This window comes from Mucilaginibacter sp. P4_E8 (assembly GCF_056401495.1).
The window spans coordinates 1-4142 of record NZ_JBFUJG010000250.1; the positions used below are offsets into that span (position 1 = coordinate 1).

The 4142-nt window shown below is 34.7% G+C and carries 5 protein-coding genes and 1 tRNA gene; 2 read left to right on the plus strand and 4 right to left on the minus strand.

Features of this window, described 5'->3' with window-relative positions; all coding sequences use genetic code 11:
• Positions 1 to 23: 23 nt before the first annotated feature.
• A tRNA-Gly gene (locus AC1DRQ_RS29780) sits at positions 24 to 96 on the minus strand.
• A gap of 105 nt (positions 97 to 201) precedes the next feature.
• The gene (locus AC1DRQ_RS29785) at positions 202 to 606 is read right to left on the minus strand and encodes a YybH family protein (protein ID WP_429398139.1); all 405 of its coding nucleotides are present in this window, start codon (positions 604 to 606) and stop codon (positions 202 to 204) included.
• A gap of 339 nt (positions 607 to 945) precedes the next feature.
• On the opposite strand from AC1DRQ_RS29785, the gene AC1DRQ_RS29790 reads away from it, so the two are divergent.
• On the plus strand, positions 946 to 1335 hold the full coding sequence (locus AC1DRQ_RS29790; protein WP_477429494.1) for a response regulator transcription factor: 390 nt from the start codon (positions 946 to 948) through the stop codon (positions 1333 to 1335).
• Between the two features lie 114 nt (positions 1336 to 1449).
• The gene (locus AC1DRQ_RS29795; RefSeq protein WP_477429496.1) at positions 1450 to 1992 is read left to right on the plus strand and encodes a DUF4199 domain-containing protein; all 543 of its coding nucleotides are present in this window, start codon (positions 1450 to 1452) and stop codon (positions 1990 to 1992) included.
• Between the two features lie 85 nt (positions 1993 to 2077).
• Here the strand turns inward: AC1DRQ_RS29795 and AC1DRQ_RS29800 are convergent, their stop codons facing one another.
• Both AC1DRQ_RS29800 and AC1DRQ_RS29805 read right to left on the minus strand, forming a co-directional pair.
• A complete protein-coding gene (locus AC1DRQ_RS29800; RefSeq protein ID WP_477429498.1) occupies positions 2078 to 3130 on the minus strand; it encodes an acyltransferase family protein in 1053 nt (350 codons plus the stop codon).
• 724 nt (positions 3131 to 3854) lie between these two features.
• The coding region (locus AC1DRQ_RS29805; protein ID WP_477429500.1) for a hypothetical protein at positions 3855 to 4142 on the minus strand (288 nt) is incomplete at its 5' end.

Here is a 4142-nt window from a genome sequence, read left to right on the forward strand (position 1 = left end):
TCTTTTTGACAGGAAGGGCTTTGAGCGAAAGACGAGATTCGAACTCGCGACCCCGACCTTGGCAAGGTCGTGCTCTACCAACTGAGCTACTTTCGCGTTGGGAGTGCAAATATATACAGAAAAGCATATTCTGCAAGATAAAAAATAAATTCGACACGTTTGACAGTCTAAACTTAATTGCACATCAACCATATGCCGTTATCAAATTGCCGGCAATGAATGGTGCTCATGCATAAACCACCATTGACCATCTATTTTTTTGAAACCGATAGTTAGCCTGAAGTCCAAAAACTCATCTTCATTATTGTCATCCACGCCGGCACATCGCATGGCTGCGCAACAGTAGGCCACGTCTTCGCCTGCGGTGATATGCAATTCACGGATATCAAAGATCCCAAGATTATTCTGCGACCACGCGTAATAAGTATCCCAGGTTTTTATATAGGCCTCAATTCCCCTCGATTGGAAAGGTTCAGGAACATCATACATAATAATGTCTTCATCATGATAGGCCAAAATTCCCGCAAGATCTTTGTTCCGTACTGCTTCTGCCCAATTTTCCACTAACAAGCGGATCGCTGTTTTACTTTTGTTGCCGGTACTCATGGTTTTAATTTTAGGGGTTAATGATACTGATTATCAGGCTATACAAAGTTCTGTATAAAAACTTAGAACAATGATATCATCTCCGATAATTTAAAAGTTGATTTACGAAAAATTCTATTTTACCGCAAAGGATATACACCCTTTCTATGAATGATTTGGTATCCAGAGATCTGGATTTTTCAAAAATTAGAAAAATAAGAATAAGTGAACTAATTTGGTTAACACCATAAATTGTTTTATTTTAAGGATGCAAATAAGGCATAAATGACTTTGAATTTCCTGACACGAAATCGTTCCGTTTTAATTTATGGTGCATCCCTGGCTGTTTTGTTAAGCTTAATGAAATGGCTGGAGTGGCGTTTCGTTATAATCGACCACGCGTTTGAGCTTTATGCAGGTTCATTAGCAGTAATTTTTACATTACTTGGTATCTGGCTGGCAGTTAAACTTACCCGCCCCAAAACTGTAATTGTTGAAAAAGAGGTAATTATTAAAAGCGGGCATTTTGTTTTGAATGAGAATGAACTCAACAAACTTGGTTTGAGCAAACGTGAAATGGAAGTATTGCAATTGATGGCCGAAGGTTTAAGCAATCATGAAATTGCTTCCCGCTTATTTGTATCATTAAACACCATCAAAACACATTCATCAAAAGTATTTGAAAAATTGGAAGTACGGCGACGTACACAGGCTGTTGATAAGGCAAAAAAGCTAAGCCTGATACCCTGATATTGATCATCCTTTAGTATTAAATCGCTATTCTTATTAAAATCACCCTAAAGTATGAGCTAAAAAAGAATGCGAAAGTTCAACTTTGACCTATAAACATTAAGCTAAATCAAAATGAAAAAGAACGTAATTGTATTTGGATTAATATCAGGGCTTATCGTATCTGTATGGGCAGTTGTAGGTGTAGCATGGTGTTATAGCAGTGGCAATTTTGAAGGCAACATGCTGCTCGGTTACGCCTCTATGATATTGGCCTTTTCGCTCGTGTTTGTGGGTGTTAAAAATTACAGGGATAAATATAATGGCGGCATTATCAGCCTTGTTAAGGCATTTCGGATAGGTTTATACATTACATTTGTGGCATCAACCCTATATGTATTGGTATGGCTTGTTGATTATTATGTGTTCATCCCCGATTTTATGGATAAGTATTCCGCACACATCATCAGTAAAGCTCAAAATAGTGGTGCAAGTGCCAGTGAAATTGCTGCCAAAACTAAACAGATAAACACCATGAAGGAAATGTACAACTCGCCTTTAATGGTTGTGTTGTTTACCTATATGGAGATATTCCCGGTTGGGTTAATCATATCCATCATTACTGCATTAATATTAAAGCGTAAATCAAACAACGGTAGCGTAGTAGTTGTAACTTAAATACAATTCGGACAGCGATAGACCCTTAACGTTAAGATTTTTGATTAAAAGTATTCAGCGCCGGAGTCGAACCCACACAACTTAATTAAGTAATCTGATAATCCTTTATTTTATTTTTATCATTCTTTTTATTGAATGGAAATTTAAATAACCAGGATAAATAAGGCCTTTTAATGGCGAATGAATATATTATCAATGGAATTACTATTCCCAGCGTAGTGCCTGCTAAAATGTTTACGACAGGACTATATATGTGTAATATTTTTAATAAAATAACTCTTGTTCCACTGGCCACTAAAATATGAACAAGATATATTGCCAACGATTCTTTCCCCAGAAAAATAAAGAAAATAAAAATTTTATTTAATACTGCTCTTTCAGATAATTGCATAATTATTAATGATCCTAAAGTCGCGACTGTAATAAATAAGAATTGAAAACCTCGGGTATTCTTAGTAATCGAAAAGTATAAATATTCAAAAAGGGTGAACAGAAAAATATTTAAYAGTAAAAGTTTATTGCTTTTCAGCAATACAAAAAATTGTTTGTTAAACCTTGAAAATATAATGCCGATATTAAAAAATATCAAGTATTGAAAAGTTTGATTGAAAGGGCTTAAATTATAATGGAAACCCCAATAAATGAACCAGGTTGCAATTGAAATATACAATCCGTATTTTTTTGATATTCTAAAGAACAAAGCATTTAGTATAAATATAAAAAACAGTGCATACACAAACCAAAATTGATCTCTTGGAATGAATATACACGTAATTAATGCTTCCGGTGGAATTTTAGTATTTGTAAATCTGTTTAATAAAACCTCGACCAGGGTTTGAAGTAAAGACCAGATAATGAACGGATACAGTAGCGTTTTAAATTTGTTTATAGTAAACCTTGTCGGACTTTTTATAAATGAATCGTAAAAAAAATAGCCGGATAAAATAAAAAATAGCGGCATGTGAAAACTGTAAACAAAAGTATCTGAATATCGAAAAAAAGTACCATCACTGATGGCTCCCGATTCTTTTAACCCCCTAATAACATGCCCGTAAACTGCTAATACTATGCCTATTCCTTTTGAATAATCAACCCACAAAAGTCTTTGATCTGAGTGATTACTTAAAGATATTGGCATAGTATATTATTATTTGCTTAAATATTACATTTATATAAAAATCGCTATTTGAAAGCAAGCGATTTTAAATCTACTAAATATATAAAAAAATAGATTAGATAAAAACAGAGAAGAGGCATTAACAACGAGTAAAAAAAGGAAAGATTGCAAATCGTTGCATCTTTACTGTTCAGTACTCAGAGCGGCAAGTTTTTTGAACACATTTATGGCTTTTTGATGGTTGTAGAGCGGATTTTGGAGAAATATGCTGAGAAGAATTTGGGTGATAAAAGTGAATAATTGCTGTAATTTTCCTTTTGAAAAGTGTTCAAAAAAATTAACATGTTAGATTTTTTGAACACTTTATAATTTGTATCGCTCTGAAAAGGTTGAAGCGACAAGTAGTTTGTGATTACATGCCCGCAAAATAGGTCATTGGATTTTGCGGATGGCTTGGTATGGTAATCCAGAAGGGAGATTATTAGAATGCTTATTGGAGTTTTTAGAGGCTGTTGAGTCAATTTTAAAAAGATGAAAATAGGATTTAGAATTTTTCCAACTTAGATCGGCCGTTTTCGAACGTTCGATGCCAACACGGGGAGTAATGTAATAATTGAAAAGATCCCAATTACACGGTGCATTATGGCATTGTTTTTCCAAAGACTAGTGGAGAATAATGATTTCTTCACTAAAAGCTCGAATAAACTAAAATTTTGTTTCCATCATCCGCCTAACAATAAGCAAACTACATCAGGCCCTTATGTAATATTTGCGCCAACCAGGTTATTTTGCTTTCAAATTGCGGAAACTTTCCGAAAAGAATGATCTCTTGGTCAAAACACTTGAAAACACTTTGTAAGGTCTCTGCCAAAAACTGGCTGTCTTCTTCGTTGAGTTCCGCTATTTCTTTATTTTCCAGGGCCCAACTGATCATGAGTTTCACCACCAGGATCTCCTCTTCAGACATAATGCGGGACTGCATGATCAGCAAAGAGGGGTCCTGCCTCATATCCTCAATAACCAGCTTATATTT